We start from the raw sequence: 14,147 nt of genomic DNA, 5'->3' as shown, positions 1-14,147 counted from the left end.
CGCTAGCACCTTTCTTTTGAATAAAAATATGCCCGCCGGAGGCCGCTTGTTCTTCGCCCCGTCACACGCGCATTGGCATGACGACATAGACGGCGCTGGTGTCGTTGCCCTCACGCATAAGCGTCGGATCGCCGGAAGAATTGAACATGAACACGGCGTTCTCGCGATCGACCTGACTTGCAATTTCAAGAAGGTATTTTGCGTTAAAGCCGATTTCCAACCGTTCATCACCGTAAGCGACGGCCAGTTCTTCTTCTGCCGCGCCGCTGTCGGGTGCGTTGACGGACAGCACCAGCTTGTCTTCGTCCAACTGCAGTTTCACCGCGCGGGATCGTTCAGAGCTGACGGTGGCGACACGGTCAACAGCCTTGGCGAACTCTGACGCGTCCACTTCCAATTTGCGCGTGTTTCCGGCTGGAATGACGCGGGTATAGTCGGGAAACGTCCCGTCGATCACCTTGGAGGTCAAGGTGATGTCGGGCGTTGCAAACCGCACTTTGGTTTCGGACACCGACACCGCGATCTGCATATCGTCATCGTCCAGCAATTTGCGCAACTCGCCCACGGTCTTGCGCGGCACGATCACACCGGCCATATCAGCCGCCCCCGAAGGCAGATCGGCATCAATGCGCGCCAGCCGGTGACCATCCGTCGCCACACAGCGCAACACCTTGCCGCCTTCGCCATCTGCGATATGCATGTAGACGCCGTTCAGATAGTACCGGGTCTCTTCGGTCGAAATTGCAAATTTCGACTTATCGAACAAGCGGCGCAACACAGGTGCGGCGGCCGAGAAATTGGCGCTGTATTCTGACGAGGCCATGACCGGGAAATCTTCTTTCGGCAGCGTCGCCAGCGAAAAGTTCGAGCGGCCCGCCTCGATCGTCAAACGGCCTGTGTTGCTGTCTTCGGTCAGTGTTACGAGCGCGCCATCGGGCAGCTTGCGAACAATTTCGTTTAGCGTGACAGCGGACACGGTTGTGGCGCCTGCCCGTTCCACTTTAGCGGGGGCACGATCTACCACCTCGATATCCAGATCGGTTGCGCGGAACTGGATGCTGTCGCCTTCAGCCTCGATTAACACATTGGCCAGGATCGGGATCGTGTTGCGCCGCTCAACGACAGATTGGGCCTGTGCCACGGCCTTAAGCAGGCTGGCGCGTTCGATGCTGAGTTTCATGTCCCTTGCCCTTTTTCTCTTTTGCGGACGCAAACGTCGGGAGGGAGAAACTAACCGTTTCTCCGCCCCGCTCAAGCGTTTTCATGAATGACTGTCACTGAGTGTGACAAGACCGTCAAGCGCGCGCCGCTATTCTTCGAGCGCGCGACGCAAGAGTTCCAGATCATCGGCGATCTGGCTGTCTGTTGCGGCCAATTCCTCGATCCGTTTCACGCCGTGCATGACAGTGGTGTGGTCGCGCTTGCCAAAGCGGCGGCCGATGTCGGGCAAGGATCGGCTGGTCATGGTTTTGCACAGATACATCGCCACCTGACGCGGCCGCGCATAGGCGCGCAGACGTTTCGGTCCAATGAGGTCAGACAGGCGGATGTTATAGTGCTCAGACACCTTGCGCTGGATTTCCTCGACCGTCACCTTGCGGTCATTGGCTTTCAGGACGTCAGAAAGGCAATCCTGCGTAAGTTCGAGCGTAATCTCGCGGTCTACAAGGCTGGCAAAGGCAAACAGCCGGACCAGCGCGCCTTCCAGAACACGCACGTTGCTGGTGATGCGATGCGCGAGGAATTCAAGCACACCGGGCGCGATGGCTTGATTTGGATAGCTGGCAGCCTGAATCTCGGCTTTGGACTGCAACACACCAAGGCGCAATTCATAGTCCGTCGGGTGCAGGTCCACGACCAGACCACACTGCATGCGGCTGCGAATGCGGTCTTCCATTTCTTTCATATCACCCGGTGCGCGGTCGCCAGACAGGATGATCTGTTTGCGTGCCTCGATCAGGGCGTTGAAGGTGTGAAAGAACTCTTCTTGCGTGCTGTCCTTGCCCGCCATGAATTGCACATCATCAACCATCAGCACATCGACAGTGCGCAACTGCGCCTTGAATTCCATCATCTTGCGGTCACGCAATGCGGTGATGAACCGGTACATGAATTGTTCCGCAGAAAGGTACAGGACCTTCAAGTCGGGACGCGCGCGGGCCAATTCATTGGCGATGGCATGCATCAGGTGGGTCTTACCCAGACCAACGCCGCCGTAAAGAAACAGCGGGTTGAACGTCACCTCGCCGCCCTCGGCCACGCGGCGCGCCGCAGCGTGGGCCAGCTCGTTCGGTTTGCCGACGACAAAACTGTCGAAAGTATAACGCGGGTCGATTGCGGACCCCATGTCATTGTCCAACATGGCCTTGGCAGGTTTGGCAGGCTGTGCCGTTGTGTCGGCAGTAGGGGCTGCGCGTTTCCCGGCGGGAACTGAAAATTTCAAGCGCTGCACATCCTGACCGGCTTTGTTGAGTTGATACAGAATCTGGTCACCAAAGTTCTGGTTCACGTAGTTGCCAATGAAACCTGTTGGGACTTCAAAAGTTGCCACCTGCCCATTCAGATCTTTGAGTTCCAGCGGAGCAATCCAGCTTGTGAAACTATTGCCACTCATCCCGTCTTTCAGCTCTTGCTGAACCTGTCCCCACACACCTGTCGTCATCTTGCCCTGTTCCAAACCAAATCCCTGCCTGACAGCCCAAACTGCCACGTCCACACCACTCCGCAGACAATACGGTACCATGCGCCCAACACAGGGTTGGGCGGTCGGACCGCCACCACTTCAAAGGCCCCGACCGCTGGACCCCTTGCCAAAAGGGCCGCGTAGGTCGCGACAAGCGGGGTTGAGAGATACGGAAAGTGGGACAAAACCCCACTTGTCGCAGACACAAGGATTGCTTGGCTCCGCCAAACAGCGGATACGCCAATCACCCTTGCAAGACTATCAACGTCGCTATCCCAATGGCGTCTGTCGCATGTGCAACACCGCACAATTGGACGCTCTTATCGACGCTGAACCCTCATGTCCCCCCCGGAACGATGTGAATCGCATGAGCAACGTAGCAAGGGGTTTGGGGCCGCTTCAACCGAACAACGCGCTTGACTCGGAACTATCTGAATTCGAATCTGTGACCCCTTTGAATCGACGGGAAAAGTTTCCGCGCCCGGGTCAAAAACGCAAAAGACGCGCCCGATGGGCGCGCCTCTGAAAGTCTCAATTCACCGTCCGGACGGACGATATTGCGGCATTTAGCCCACAGCTTTCACGCGTGCAGCAAGGCGCGACATTTTGCGCGCTGCGGTGTTCTTGTGCATCACGCCCTTGGTGACGCCACGCATCAATTCGGGTTGTGCTGCTTTCAGTGCTTCTTGCGCGGCTTTGGCGTCGCCGGATGCAATCGCCTCTTCCACTTGGCGCAGGTGCGTGCGGATCCGCGAGCGGCGCATTTTATTGACAGCAAAGCGCGCGGCATTCTGGCGGGCGCGTTTCTTGGACTGAGCGGTGTTTGCCATGTTCGTGTCTTTCGTTCGGGTTCATCAATAACAGTCATATGCGCCTGACGGCCCCACCGGGTTTTCTGACCGGCCGAATCTGCCAAAGCGGGCATCACGCGCATGTTCAGCGCGGCGTATAGTCAAAACCCTTGGCAGAGGAAAGCCCTATTTGCAGATGGGGGATAGACGCAGCGCAGCACCGCGGTCTAGCGTCAGCAAGGCATGGCGATGAGAGGTCCGTTTGCAACATTTCCGCAACCCGCACCGTGGTGCATCCGATCTGCTGTCTGGGGTGCCGCAGCCTTCGACCGATGCGGCAACAGTCGCCACGCGGTTGGCGCACTGCCCGACCCACGCCGAGACTCCCCTCGTCAAAGTCGCTGGGTTGGCCGATGTGGCGACTCTGTGGGTCAAAGATGAACGGGGACGCATGGGGTTGGGCAGCTTCAAGGCGCTGGGTGCTGCTTATGTCATCGCGCGCGATGCTGAGGACGGCGCTGCGAAAGGACGCACCTATGTCACGGCAAGCGCCGGTAACCACGGGATGTCCGTGGCGGCAGGGGCGCGCGTCTTTGCCGCAAATTCGGTGGTCTACATTGCGCAGACCGTGCCAGAGGTGTTCGCGAAACGTCTGCAAGCCGAAGGTGCGCGCGTGGTTCTCGCCGGGGCGAACTATGCCGAAAGCATGGCTGCAGCAGCGGCAGCGGCAGATCAGAACGGCTGGACCCTGCTGTCGGATTCGTCCTGGGCCGGGTACACGACCATCCCGCATCGGTTGATGGAGGGTTATGTGCAAATGGCGGCAGAGGCGGTGGCGCAGGTCGATGCCATACCAACGCACATCTTCTTGCAAGCCGGGGTCGGTGGATTGGCAGGCGCGGTCGCCGCTTATGCCCGCAAGATCTGGGGCGATGCGCCGCGCATTGTCGTGGTGGAACCCGAGGCCGCACCGGCCCTGATGGAAAGCGCGCGCGCAGGTCGCGCCGTGGTCACATCCGGGCCTGACAGCAACATGGGACGGCTTGATTGCAAGGAACCTTCGCTGATTGCGCTGAACGGTTTGGCGCGGGATGCCGATGATTTTGTGACCATCAGTGATGCAGCGGCAGAGGCCTCGATGCCCGTGCTCGCGCAGGCCGGGCTGGCCACAACGCCATCTGGCGGCGCCGGGATTGTCGCGGTGATGGAAGCGGGGGCAGCGTTGGGGTTATCGCCCGACGCGCGAGTATTATGCATCTTAAGTGAAGAGCCTGCGCGATGAACGGGTTGGACCGGGAAGAGTTCGTTGACCGGACCCGCCGCGCGCAAAACGCAATGGCCGAGCGCGGCTTTGCGGGTCTGCTGCTGACGACGGAACCGGATGTCCGCTACTTCACCGGGTTCCTGACGCGGTTTTGGGAAAGCCCGACCCGGCCGTGGTTTGTGATTGTGCCCGCAGCAGGTGATCCGGTTGCGGTGATCCCCGCAATTGGGGCGGCGCTGATGGCGCGCGGCTGGATTGACGACATTCGGACGTGGCGCGCGCCAGACCTTGCGGATGACGGTGTCAACCTGTTGATCGCCACCTTGCAAGAGCTTTGCCCCGGTCCTGTCGCCATACCCATGGGGCATGAAACGCATCTGCGGATGCCGATTGCGGATTTTGAAAAGCTGCGCGGAACCTGTGAAATCGTCGCAGACGCGAGGCTGATGCGTGGACTGCGGTTGATCAAGTCCGAGGCCGAGATCGACTTGATCCGTTTGGCCTGCCAAGTCGCAAATCGCGCTTTTGATCGGGTGCCAGAGATTGCGCGCGCCGGTGTCAGCCTTGCAGAGGTTTTTCGGCACTTCCAAATCTTGTGCCTGCAGGAAGGCGCAGATTGGGTTCCCTATCTGGCGGGTGGCGCGGGGCCGGACGGGTATGACGATGTGATCTCTCCTGCGACAGAAGCTCCGTTGCGTGCAGGGGATGTCCTGATGTTGGATACCGGTCTCGTCCGGCAGGGTTATTTCTGTGATTTTGATCGGAATTTTAGCGTCGGTCCCACCAGTGAACTGGCCGCAGGTGCCCACAGCAAGCTGATCGACGCAACAGCCGCCGCGATGGACATCGCCCGACCTGGCATCACCACCGCTGAACTGTTTCATGCGATGGACAAGGTGCTGACTGGCGGGGCAGGCGGATCGGACGCGGGCCGATTTGGACATGGTCTGGGGATGCAATTGACCGAAGCGCCCTCGCTCATCCCTGGCGATCACACCGTGTTGCAGCCGGGCATGGTGCTGACGCTGGAACCGGGCATTGCGACGCGCGATGGGAGGATGCTTGTGCATGAAGAGAATATCGTGATCCGGGATGCACAGGCCGAATACCTGTCACGCCCCGCCGAACGCAGGATGACAGAGCTTTGAGTGTGTTTCCCTATGGCACCGCTGACCGGTTGGGTCATCGCGCCACTTTGGGGCTGATCGTCCTGCAAGCGGATGAAACGATCGAACATGATTTCCGCCGCATGCTACCGGTGAACGGCGTCACACTTTATGCCTCTCGCATTCCGTCAGCCGGCGATGTGACCGGCGACACGCTGGCGCAGATGCGGGATGACTTGCCCGGCGCTGCCGCGCTTTTGCCGCGCGGGCTGAACTTTGATGCGGTGGGCTACGGCTGCACCTCTGGGACGTCAGTTATTGGTGCAAAGGCCATTGCGGATTTGGTGCGCAGCGGCGTCAACACGCAAGAGGTGACAGAGCCGGTCACAGCCCTGATCGCTGCTTGCTCAGCGTTGAACCTGCGCAGGCTCGCGTTTCTGTCGCCCTACATCGCGGAGGTCAGTGCTGTCTTGCGCAATACCTTGGCCGATCACGGCGTCGCATCCCCCGTTTTCGGCAGCTTTGATGAGGCAGTCGAGGCACGCGTGGCCCGGATTGACGGCGCGTCGGTTATCGCGGCGGCGACCGCACTCGCCGCAGAGGGCGGGGTTGATGGGCTGTTCCTATCCTGCACCAACCTGCGGACGCTGGACGTGATCGCACCCATCGAAGCGGAAACCGGCCTGCCCGTTTTATCCAGCAATCAGGTCCTGGCCTGGCACATGGCGCGCCTGTCGGGTGTGTCACTTGCCCCGGATTTCGGCGCGCTGACCCGCCTTTAACGGTCGCGCACCTGCGCCTCACGCTTTTCGGTAAAGGCTGCCATGCCTTCCTTTTGGTCCTCGGTCGCAAAAAGCGACTGGAACAGGCGACGTTCGTAATTCACGCCTTCAGCCAAAGTCGTTTCATAGGCCCGGTTCACGGCATCCTTGGCCGCCATCGCAGCGATGAGTGACTTTTCCGCGATCTTGTCGGCGGCGCCGCGCGCCTCTTCAATCAGCTTTTTGGCAGGCACCACACGGCTAACAAGCCCCGAAGACAACGCCTCTTCCGCGCCCATAAAGCGCCCGGTCAGATGCATGTCCATCGACTTTGACTTGCCGACAAAACGGGTCAGACGTTGGGTGCCGCCGATGCCTGCAATCACGCCAAGGTTGATCTCTGGCTGGCCAAACTTTGCGGTGTCAGCGGCGATGATAAAGTCGCACATCATGGCCAATTCGCAGCCGCCGCCCAGCGCATAGCCCGCAACGGCGGCGATGATCGGCTTGCGGATGTTGTTAAACCGCTCCACCTCGGCCTGAAAAAACGCCTTGGTATACATATCGACAAAGCTTTTCTCGGCCATCTCCGTGATGTCGGCCCCGGCGGCAAAGGCCTTGTCCGATCCAGTGATCACGATGCAGCGGACCTTGTCGCTTGCGTCGGCTTCGTCCAGTGCCGCGCACAGCTCTGTCAGCAGTTGCTGGTTCAGCGCGTTGCGCGCGTCGGGACGGTTGAGGCGAATAAGTGCCACGTAATCGGTAACGTCAACAACGATCGTCTCATAGGCCATCTGGCTCTCCCTTGCCGCTGGTCAGGTTCTTGGGTTCGCAAATCTTTTACAGGCAATCAAGCTATCTTTGGCATTGCGGACAGAAGAAGGATGAGCGTCCGGATTGGACGATTCGCTTGATTCGAGCTTTGCATTCGGGGGTCTGGCAACGTTCACCTTCGCGGTCGTAGACCTGAAAACCGTGCTGAAAATAGCCTAATTCACCATCGGCCTGACGGTAATCGCGCAGGGATGAACCGCCTGCTGCAATCGCCTCTGACAAGACATCGCGGATGATCGGGACCATCGCCACAACACGGGCCGCAGCGATGCGCCCGGCCTTGCGTGCAGGATGGATGCGGGCGCGGTAAAGCACTTCGCAAACATAGATATTTCCCAATCCCGCGATGATCCTTTGATCGAGAAGTGCCGTCTTGATCGGGGTGTTCCGACCCTTCAAGCGCTCTGTCAGATAGTCCGCATTCAGGGCATTCCCCAATGGTTCCGGCCCCAGCGTGCGCAGCAACCAATGATCATCCTGCGTGGCAGTCGGCAATAGGTCCATCGCGCCGAAACGACGCGCATCGTTAAAGGTGATCCGCGCCCCTTGACCCATGTGAAACACAACATGATCATGCTTTGCTGGTGCAGGGTGCGGAAGGTGAAAATCACCGATCTGATGACCCGAAATCAGCATCCGGCCCGACATGCCAAGGTGAATCAGCAAGGTTTCATCGGAGTTCAGATCGGCCAGAATGTACTTGGACCGGCGGCGCAGTTGCAAAACCTTGGCCCCGGTCAGACGGTCGGCCATGCGGTCGGGGAACGGCCAGCGCAGATCAGGTCGATTGACGTCCGCACGCGCGATCACCTGCCCTTCCATCACGGGGACGAGTCCGGCGCGGACCGTTTCAACCTCTGGCAGTTCGGGCATTCAGTGCCTGTCGTGAAAGTGCATTTGCGCCCGTGCATAGCTGAGGAAGTCGCCGATACCCACTAGGTATTTCAGTGTCTCGACTTTTTGGCCCGAAAAGGTGTGAAAGTAGTAGAAGTAATGCCCGTTGTCAGTGATGTACGACAGGTCTTTCCAACGCACTTCTTTTCGGCGGCGGGCAAAGCCAGAGGTGACAAAACCTTCAGTGCTGTAGCGCAGTTCGTAGATGTTCGTGGTCAAGATGCCGTAGCCCAACACAAGGCCCAGTACTGGCCAGACATAGGGCGAATCCGGAACCAGATCGCCGCGCCCGATATAGACAATGTAGATAAGCAGCGCAGAAAAGACGATGCTGAGCATCCGGACGCCCCAGGTTGGGCGCAATAACAACGAACCCGCGGTGGATTGCGGGACCGCGTCACGCCCCAGACCCGCAACAAAGCCCACATCCAAGGGCAAGGTGCCCAGACCCGCGTTAGCGAGGCCTGTCATCTGAACTGGCCGCCCCTCACTATCTTTTTGTGCCGCCGCGCTACGCACCCTTCGGCCAAGCATATAGGCCAGCACGTATGGGCCAAAGGTCATCAGGATCAGCCCGGAAATCGCAGCAAGACCCACAATTGCAGCGACGATGATCGAAAGCAGCAGCACGATGCTTATCTCCTGTGGCGTAATGACAATTTGTGTCTTTGCGCGCATGGGTATAACCCCTTTGCGACGCGACTAAGGCGATGGAATGACATGACCGACCACAGCCCAAAAACAACGCATTTCGGTAATGAAACAGTCCCCGAAGGTGACAAAGCAGGCCGTGTGCAGGGGGTCTTTTCCTCTGTTGCCAGCAAGTATGACATCATGAATGACGTGATGTCGGTGGGCATTCACCGCATCTGGAAAGACGCAATGATGGATTGGCTTGCCCCGCGTCCCGGTCAGCAATTGCTGGATGTGGCGGGCGGGACCGGTGATATCTCTTTTAGGTTTCTCAAGCGCGCGGGTCATGGACATGCAACCGTATTGGACCTGACTGAACCGATGCTGATCGAAGGGCGCAAACGGGCCGAGGCCGCCAGCATGGCCGACAGTCTGGATTGGGTTGTGGGCGATGCCATGGCGCTGCCTTTTGCCGACAACAGCTTTGACGTCTACACCATCAGCTTTGGTATCCGGAATGTGACCCGCCCGCAGGAGGCATTGAACGAAGCCTATCGCGTTCTGCGCCCGGGCGGGCGTTTGATGGTGCTGGAGTTCAGCCAATTGCCCAATCCAGCGATGCAGGCCGCTTATGACGCCTATTCATTCAACGTGATCCCACGCATGGGCCAGATGATTGCGGGCGATCGGGACAGCTATCAGTATCTTGTTGAATCTATTCGAAAGTTTCCGGATCAAGACACGTTTCTGGGCATGATCAACGCGGCAGGTTTCAGCAACACAAAGTACCGCAACATGACGTTGGGCGTGGCCTGCCTGCATTCTGGTTGGAAACTCTGATTTGCGCGGGCCACACAATATCATCCGCCTAATTCGCACAGGCGCCACCCTAGAACGCACCGGTGCAATGAAGGTCGTTCTGGATGCGTTTGAGGCCGGGCCGCTTTTGCGGGCCGTCTTTCGCGGGTTGGTCTGGCCGTTCCAATGGCTGGGGTACAAGGGTGATGTGACCATGCCGCCTGCGGTGCGTGCGCTGACCGCACTTGGACCGGCCTACATCAAATTTGGTCAAATCCTGTCGACGCGCCCCGATGTGGTTGGTGACGAATTGGCCGTACAGTTGCGTGTCTTGCAAGACAAACTGCCGCCTTTTTCTGTGGAAGAGGCCAAGGCAGAAGTGCAGCGCGAGATCGGTCAATCGGTCGAGGAAGTGTTCTCCAGCTTTTCGGAACCCGTCGCAGCCGCTTCCCTGGCTCAGGTGCACAAGGCGCATTTGGCCGAAGGCGGCGATGCGGTCGCAGTTAAAGTGCTGCGCCCGGGGATAGAACGGGCCTTTCGCAAGGATATTGACGCCTTCTACTTTGCCGCACGCGCGATTGAGCTTTTGTCGCCGGCCTCCCGCCGGTTGCGTCCGATGGAAGTCATCACTCACTTCGAAGGCGTCGTGATGGGCGAATTGGATCTTCGGCTTGAAAGCTCTGCCGCGTCCGAATTCGCCGCAAACACGGTGGGGGATGACGGATTTCAGGTGCCAGCGGTGCGGTGGCACCTGTCCGCGCGCCGCGTCATGACGCTGGATTGGGCGGAAGGGACGAACATTGGCGACAACGCCGCGTTGGATGCCGCAGGCCATGACCGACGCGCACTGGCGGCACGAGTCTTGCAGGTGTTCCTGAACCAGGCGTTGCGCGACGGATATTTTCACGGGGATATGCACCAGGGCAACCTGAAGGTGGCCGCAAATGGTGAAATCATTGCCTATGATTTCGGGATCATGGGCCGAATTGATGAATATACACGCCGTGTCTATGCCGAGATTTTGTTTGGTTTTATCCGCAAAGATTATCAGCGCGTGGCAGAGGTCCATTTTGAGGCGGGCTATGTCCCCGCTGATCGCGACGTGGACGAATTTGCCCGGGCTTTGCGCGCTGTCGGAGAGCCGATTTTTGGCATGGACGCCAGCCGAATCTCAATGGCACGGCTTTTATCGTATCTGTTTGAAGTGACTGAACGCTTTGGCATGGAAACCCGGACAGAACTGATCTTGTTGCAGCGCACAATGGTGGTGGTCGAAGGCGTTGCGCGGTCGCTTGATCCACATATGAACATCTGGCAGGTCGCCCAACCCATCGTGCAGGACTATGTGACCAAGTCCATTGGCCCCAAAGCACTGGTGAACGACCTTCTGAAAACGGCCCGGGTGCTGGCCCGCTTTGGCCCACAGCTGCCACGCTTGGCGGAAGAACATCTGATCCGCCTGAACAATCCGCCACCGCCGCCCAAACCGCAGCGCCGGCGCGCACGGATCGCTTGGATGTCGCTGGGTGCTTTCATTGTGGGCGCGGCTTGGGGCCTTTCTACGCTCCTCTAACGCTTAGCCATCCGATGATTCCCGGACGGCGGTCACATCTGACGCAGCGACAGTCGCGCCAGAGGCCAGCACAACCACCACTTGCCCGTCGCGCAATTGGACTTCGTTCACGCGCGCATAGGTTTCCGCACCGGTGCGACTGATTTCTTCACCTTGCGTGCTGCTGACGACTTCAAAACTGTATCTTCCGGGTGGAAGCGGCGCGCCATCGGCAGTGACACCCGCCCAAGTCACCTCTCGATCGCTGGTAGACATCTGCAGCCGCTGAATTTCGTTCCCGTCGGCATCTTTGACCACAAGCGCTGCATTCGCAGCACTTGCATCAGGCGAAGTCAAAAGTTGAAGGGGGCTGCCGTCAAAGTTTACCGGTGCAGTTGATCGCACTTCCATCCCGACCCAGCCCGAGATCTGCGCCATATCGCCGCCGCCCATCTTTGTCGCCAGATCGCGCAACAAATCATTGGTCTGCACTTGCTGTTCGACACCCGAAAACGTCGCCAATTGAACGGCATAGTCCGAGGAATCCACGGGGTTGAGAGGATCCTGATTTTGCATCTGTACGGTCAGCATCTTCAAGAATGTCTCAAAATCAGAGCTGATCTCGGGTCGCGAAGAAACCGACGGTGGGGGCGTGGCAGTCGGGTTGGTGGCGTTGGAAACTTCCATATCAATGTCCTTTCAAAGCCGCAGATCGAGCGCCGAATCGGTCGCACGGTTTGGCGTTGCTTTCTGTTCATCCGGTGCGCCATCGGCGTCTGCCGCCGGTGATGTCGTGTCCTGATCGGTGGGCTCTTGTTGCTCCTGCGGGGTCGAACCGCTGCCAAAGCTGAACTTGATGTCCTGAAAGCCCAGATTGCGGAATTCCTGTTGCAGGTGATCGATATGCCGCCGCATCAGGTCTTGCGTTTCTGGACGTTCGGCAACGATTGACAGTACAACCGCATTATCCTGCGCCGTCATCGTCATGCGCACCTTGCCAAGTTCTTGCGGACTCAGCGCGACCTCCGTCACCCCTGCCCTATTCTGCGTCACAGCGACGGCCATCTGGCCGCCGATCTGGCGCGCAACTTCCGCTGTTGCGGGGGCGGCAGGGCCACTGAGGCGCGTGGGTGCTGCGCCATCAGTCGTGGGCTGTCGGGCCTGTGTCAGCGGTATGTCTTCACCCAATAGGTCCTTTTTCACTGCTAGTTTGGGATCACTGTTGACAATTTGAATGTCCGGGCCAGTCTTTGGGTGCATTGTGACCATCGGCGGCGCAGCTCGCTCTTTCGTTGGCATTTGCACAGGCTCCGGCCCCGACTCTTGCGGGCGCAAACGTTGCTTGGCTTGAGGGACATCCGCCATCTGCGCGACGATACGCGCGGGCAATGCAGTCGCTTCTACAGGTCCCGCGGCTCGCGAGTTTGTCGCTGCAGAATCCGTCACGACCGTGGAAAGCTGTGTCATTTTCAGCTCTCGCGGTTGCATATCTGATGGCTTAGGCTGCACTGATTTCGCGATCGCCGCCTGCGCCAAACTTGCGCGCTCTGTGACCTGAACTATTGGTTTCTCGGCACGTTCAGGAGGGGTGGGCGTTCGTTGTTGCACCGTCTCGTCAAGATTGGATTTTGCCTTTGAACCAGCATCGTCCATCTTTCGCACAACAACCACGTCAGGCGCTGCGGTTTTTGGCATCTCACCAGGTATCAGGGCTGCTTTATTCGGTGCCTCTGACTCTGGCTCGGCAGCGGCTTTCGGCATAGCAGCACGTGATTCGTCATCCAATGCGACGTCCGTTTCTGTGGTGGCATCCAAAGGAACCTGCAGCATCAGTGGTGCAGCCTTTTTAGGCAAATTCTCTTGCCCAATGACGTCGAGAAACGCTGCAAAATCAACCATATCCTCGGATTGAGGTTGCACTAACGGCGTGACCCCTTCCGCTGTTGGCATACTGGTCAACAACACCTGAATCGCGTCTTGCATCAACCACTCCTGTTTCGTTGCGTTGCTGCAGAATTGACGCATTAGGCTTACGGAATGTTTACCGGTATCGGTCAAAAGGGAAAAAAACTGAGGTCCCGATATGACGCCGATTCCTGTTCTCCCAGCGGCAGTTCCGCCGCCCATCGTTGGTGTGTCTGTTCATGACGAACAGCTGCGCGCCGCGGCGCAAAAATTGGAAGCCACGTTTCTGGCCGAGATGTTGAAGTCTGCCGGGCTGGACGCGCAATCAGGCGCATTTGGAGGCGGAATCGGAGAAGAGCAATTCTCTTCATTCCTGCGCGAAGCCCAAGCAGAAGAAATGGTCGCCGCAGGCGGAATCGGACTGGCCGAATCGCTCTTCAACGCAATGAAAGCACGTGCCAATGGATAAAGTGCGGTTTCAAAGCGCCCTGAAGCTGCTTGACGAAGAGCGTGCAGCGTTGCGGGCCGGTCAGTTGGAACAGGTGGCCGGATTGGCGGACCGTAAGACCGCGTTGATGCAAGACCTGACAGCACTGCGGCTGAGCGCGCAAGACGCTAAACGATTACGCCTCGCCGCCAGTGAAAATGCCAAGCTATTGCAGGCTGCGCTCAGTGGTTTGCGTTCTGCGCAGGAACGGTTGGCAGAATTGCGAGCGGTCCGCTCGGGATTGAATATCTATAACGCCCATGGCGACAAAGAAACCGTATCCCGTAAGAGCGGTGGGCTAGAGCACAAGGTGTAAATCGGCAGGCCAAACAATGGATCAAATTGAGCAGATAATCGGTAGGCGCGTTAACCTCTTGTTGAGAGGGCATCGCCCAAAGATCAGGCCACCAAAACGGTAGACCTGCCGGGCAAAGCCACC

Annotated in this window: 15 protein-coding genes; 7 read left to right on the top strand and 8 right to left on the bottom strand. The window is 58.5% G+C overall.

Annotated features, from left to right (window positions below):
• Nucleotides 1–61: 61 nt before the first annotated feature.
• The 3 genes from dnaN to rpsT form a co-directional block, all read right to left on the bottom strand.
• Nucleotides 62–1,180: a DNA polymerase III subunit beta gene (gene dnaN / locus AB3Y40_RS16795; protein ID WP_369440030.1), complete on the bottom strand. Its 1,119-nt coding sequence runs from the start codon at nucleotides 1,178–1,180 to the stop codon at nucleotides 62–64.
• Nucleotides 1,181–1,309: 129 nt separating this feature from the next.
• Nucleotides 1,310–2,662 carry a chromosomal replication initiator protein DnaA gene (dnaA, locus tag AB3Y40_RS16790; protein ID WP_369440029.1) on the bottom strand — a complete coding sequence of 451 codons (1,353 nt, stop codon included), beginning with the start codon at nucleotides 2,660–2,662 and terminating at the stop codon, nucleotides 1,310–1,312.
• 587 nt (nucleotides 2,663–3,249) lie between these two features.
• Nucleotides 3,250–3,513: a 30S ribosomal protein S20 gene (gene rpsT, locus AB3Y40_RS16785; RefSeq protein ID WP_369440028.1), complete on the bottom strand. Its 264-nt coding sequence runs from the start codon at nucleotides 3,511–3,513 to the stop codon at nucleotides 3,250–3,252.
• 223 nt (nucleotides 3,514–3,736) lie between these two features.
• Between rpsT and AB3Y40_RS16780 the strand changes: the two genes are divergently transcribed.
• Genes AB3Y40_RS16780 through AB3Y40_RS16770 form a run of 3 tightly spaced genes read left to right on the top strand, consistent with a single transcriptional unit; the run spans nucleotide 3,737 to nucleotide 6,626 of the window.
• The gene (locus tag AB3Y40_RS16780; RefSeq protein ID WP_459554002.1) at nucleotides 3,737–4,756 is read left to right on the top strand and encodes a pyridoxal-phosphate dependent enzyme; all 1,020 of its coding nucleotides are present in this window, start codon (nucleotides 3,737–3,739) and stop codon (nucleotides 4,754–4,756) included.
• The gene (locus tag AB3Y40_RS16775; RefSeq protein ID WP_369440027.1) at nucleotides 4,753–5,886 is read left to right on the top strand and encodes a M24 family metallopeptidase; all 1,134 of its coding nucleotides are present in this window, start codon (nucleotides 4,753–4,755) and stop codon (nucleotides 5,884–5,886) included. The genes AB3Y40_RS16780 and AB3Y40_RS16775 overlap by 4 nt, the downstream gene beginning before the upstream one ends.
• On the top strand, nucleotides 5,883–6,626 hold the full coding sequence (locus AB3Y40_RS16770; RefSeq protein WP_459554001.1) for a maleate cis-trans isomerase family protein: 744 nt from the start codon (nucleotides 5,883–5,885) through the stop codon (nucleotides 6,624–6,626). Before AB3Y40_RS16775 ends, AB3Y40_RS16770 begins: the two co-directional genes overlap by 4 nt.
• Here AB3Y40_RS16770 and AB3Y40_RS16765 read toward each other — a convergent pair.
• The 3 genes from AB3Y40_RS16765 to AB3Y40_RS16755 all read right to left on the bottom strand — a co-directional run bounded on the left by AB3Y40_RS16765 (nucleotide 6,623) and on the right by AB3Y40_RS16755 (nucleotide 9,011).
• Complete coding sequence (locus AB3Y40_RS16765; RefSeq protein WP_369440026.1) at nucleotides 6,623–7,399, bottom strand: enoyl-CoA hydratase; 777 nt, start codon at nucleotides 7,397–7,399, stop codon at nucleotides 6,623–6,625. The genes AB3Y40_RS16770 and AB3Y40_RS16765 overlap by 4 nt on opposite strands.
• A gap of 61 nt (nucleotides 7,400–7,460) precedes the next feature.
• Complete coding sequence (gene mutM / locus AB3Y40_RS16760) at nucleotides 7,461–8,312, bottom strand: bifunctional DNA-formamidopyrimidine glycosylase/DNA-(apurinic or apyrimidinic site) lyase (RefSeq protein ID WP_369440025.1); 852 nt, start codon at nucleotides 8,310–8,312, stop codon at nucleotides 7,461–7,463.
• Entirely contained in the window at nucleotides 8,313–9,011 is a 699-nt protein-coding gene (locus tag AB3Y40_RS16755) for a hypothetical protein (protein ID WP_369440024.1), read from the bottom strand.
• A gap of 42 nt (nucleotides 9,012–9,053) precedes the next feature.
• Here AB3Y40_RS16755 and ubiE point away from each other — a divergent pair, with 42 nt between their 5' ends.
• Nucleotides 9,054–9,806, top strand: coding sequence for a bifunctional demethylmenaquinone methyltransferase/2-methoxy-6-polyprenyl-1,4-benzoquinol methylase UbiE (gene ubiE / locus AB3Y40_RS16750; RefSeq protein WP_369440023.1), 753 nt, complete (start codon nucleotides 9,054–9,056; stop codon nucleotides 9,804–9,806).
• Between the two features lies 1 nt (nucleotide 9,807).
• Entirely contained in the window at nucleotides 9,808–11,337 is a 1,530-nt protein-coding gene (ubiB, locus tag AB3Y40_RS16745; protein WP_369440022.1) for a 2-polyprenylphenol 6-hydroxylase, read from the top strand.
• Nucleotides 11,338–11,340: 3 nt separating this feature from the next.
• On the opposite strand, the gene AB3Y40_RS16740 is transcribed toward ubiB, so the two are convergent.
• Complete coding sequence (locus tag AB3Y40_RS16740) at nucleotides 11,341–12,003, bottom strand: flagellar hook capping FlgD N-terminal domain-containing protein (RefSeq protein WP_369440021.1); 663 nt, start codon at nucleotides 12,001–12,003, stop codon at nucleotides 11,341–11,343.
• 12 nt (nucleotides 12,004–12,015) lie between these two features.
• Entirely contained in the window at nucleotides 12,016–13,374 is a 1,359-nt protein-coding gene (locus AB3Y40_RS16735) for a flagellar hook-length control protein FliK (protein WP_369440020.1), read from the bottom strand.
• A gap of 25 nt (nucleotides 13,375–13,399) precedes the next feature.
• Between AB3Y40_RS16735 and AB3Y40_RS16730 the strand changes: the two genes are divergently transcribed.
• Both AB3Y40_RS16730 and AB3Y40_RS16725 read left to right on the top strand, forming a co-directional pair.
• Complete coding sequence (locus tag AB3Y40_RS16730; RefSeq protein WP_369440019.1) at nucleotides 13,400–13,690, top strand: rod-binding protein; 291 nt, start codon at nucleotides 13,400–13,402, stop codon at nucleotides 13,688–13,690.
• Entirely contained in the window at nucleotides 13,677–14,024 is a 348-nt protein-coding gene (locus AB3Y40_RS16725; RefSeq protein ID WP_369440018.1) for a hypothetical protein, read from the top strand. Before AB3Y40_RS16730 ends, AB3Y40_RS16725 begins: the two co-directional genes overlap by 14 nt.
• Nucleotides 14,025–14,147: the final 123 nt, after the last annotated feature.

Origin of the sequence: Yoonia sp. R2331, from assembly GCF_041103235.1 — a bacterium.
Lineage (GTDB): Bacteria > Pseudomonadota > Alphaproteobacteria > Rhodobacterales > Rhodobacteraceae > CANMYO01.
Note: the sequence above shows the minus strand (reverse complement) of the source record. Positions and strands in the feature narration are given on the sequence as shown.

Bases quoted from the DNA above. Each gene is read 5' to 3' on its own strand.
- AB3Y40_RS16730 (WP_369440019.1), top strand. From the start codon at position 13,400: ATGACGCCGATTCCTGTTCTCCCAGCGGCAGTTCCGCCGCCCATCGTT.
- AB3Y40_RS16765 (WP_369440026.1), bottom strand. From the start codon at position 7,399: ATGGCCTATGAGACGATCGTTGTTGACGTTACCGATTACGTGGCACTT.
- AB3Y40_RS16740 (WP_369440021.1), bottom strand. From the start codon at position 12,003: ATGGAAGTTTCCAACGCCACCAACCCGACTGCCACGCCCCCACCGTCG.
- ubiE (WP_369440023.1), top strand. From the start codon at position 9,054: ATGACCGACCACAGCCCAAAAACAACGCATTTCGGTAATGAAACAGTC.
- rpsT (WP_369440028.1), bottom strand. From the start codon at position 3,513: ATGGCAAACACCGCTCAGTCCAAGAAACGCGCCCGCCAGAATGCCGCG.
- dnaN (WP_369440030.1), bottom strand. From the start codon at position 1,180: ATGAAACTCAGCATCGAACGCGCCAGCCTGCTTAAGGCCGTGGCACAG.
- mutM (WP_369440025.1), bottom strand. From the start codon at position 8,312: ATGCCCGAACTGCCAGAGGTTGAAACGGTCCGCGCCGGACTCGTCCCC.
- dnaA (WP_369440029.1), bottom strand. From the start codon at position 2,662: ATGACGACAGGTGTGTGGGGACAGGTTCAGCAAGAGCTGAAAGACGGG.
- AB3Y40_RS16755 (WP_369440024.1), bottom strand. From the start codon at position 9,011: ATGCGCGCAAAGACACAAATTGTCATTACGCCACAGGAGATAAGCATC.
- AB3Y40_RS16775 (WP_369440027.1), top strand. From the start codon at position 4,753: ATGAACGGGTTGGACCGGGAAGAGTTCGTTGACCGGACCCGCCGCGCG.